The organism is Streptomyces bambusae (genome assembly GCF_019400985.1).
Classification (GTDB): Bacteria; Actinomycetota; Actinomycetes; order Streptomycetales; family Streptomycetaceae; genus Streptomyces; species Streptomyces bambusae_A.
This window is the reverse complement of sequence record NZ_WTFF01000706.1, coordinates 1-791: the sequence shown is the minus strand read 5'-3', so window position 1 is coordinate 791 and position 791 is coordinate 1. Positions and strand designations below refer to the sequence as shown.

At 79.4% G+C, this 791-nt stretch carries 1 protein-coding gene; it reads left to right on the top strand.

Annotation, left to right across the window (positions count from 1 at the left end):
• The coding region (locus tag GPJ59_RS36655) for a hypothetical protein (protein ID WP_308120711.1) at positions 1-789 on the top strand (789 nt) is incomplete at its 5' end.
• Positions 790-791 lie beyond the last annotated feature (2 nt).

The following is a 791-nucleotide window of genomic DNA, read 5'->3' as shown; positions in this document are numbered from 1 at the left end:
GCCATGGGTGACGCGACGGCCTCCGGCGTCGTGCCCGGCAGCGTCGACGGGGCGGTGGCGGTCGGGTGCCGGCCTCGGCGGCGGGGCGCGGCCGCCGTTGTGTGTGCTCTGCTCGGGATCGCGCTGCTCGGCGGGGCCGGGGCGTCCGTCTGGGCCGATCGGCGGGCCGCCGCCCAGCCCGTGTCCGCCGCCGAGGCCTACCGCAAGGCCGCCTCGCTCTGGCACCGTACGCCCGTCGAGACCCTCTTCCCGTCCGTCCTCGACGGGCGCGGCGCCGGCCCCGGCGGCGCGGACCGCACCTGGACCCGCGTCGCGGTCGCCGCCGACGCCGACTGCGCCGGCGCGCTGCCCCCCGACTGGCAGCCCCTGCTGGCCGGCACCGGCTGCACCCGCGTGCTGCGCGCCACGTACACCGACGCCACCCGCAGCTCGCTGGTCACCGTCGGCATGGTCTTCACCCCGGCCGACGCCACCGCCATGGCCGCCCTGCGCGGCAGGCTGCCGCTGCCGCAGGGCTACGGCTTCGCCGACCCGCAGCGCGCCGCCTGGACCGTGTCCGTGCTGCCCGACGCACCCGTCGTCGTCTACGCCGTGTCCGCCTACGCCGACGGCCGCCCCGTCGCCCGGCCCCGCGCCGCCGAGGAGGCCATGCAGAAGGACGACACCTCCGCCGTGGCCCAGGCCGGCCTCGGCCACGAGGCCAAGGCCGTCGCCGACCGCGTCGAACGCGCCCTGCGCGCCCTGGCCGTCCCGCCCACCCAGGAGCCGACCCCGGAGCCCGCCCGATGAAC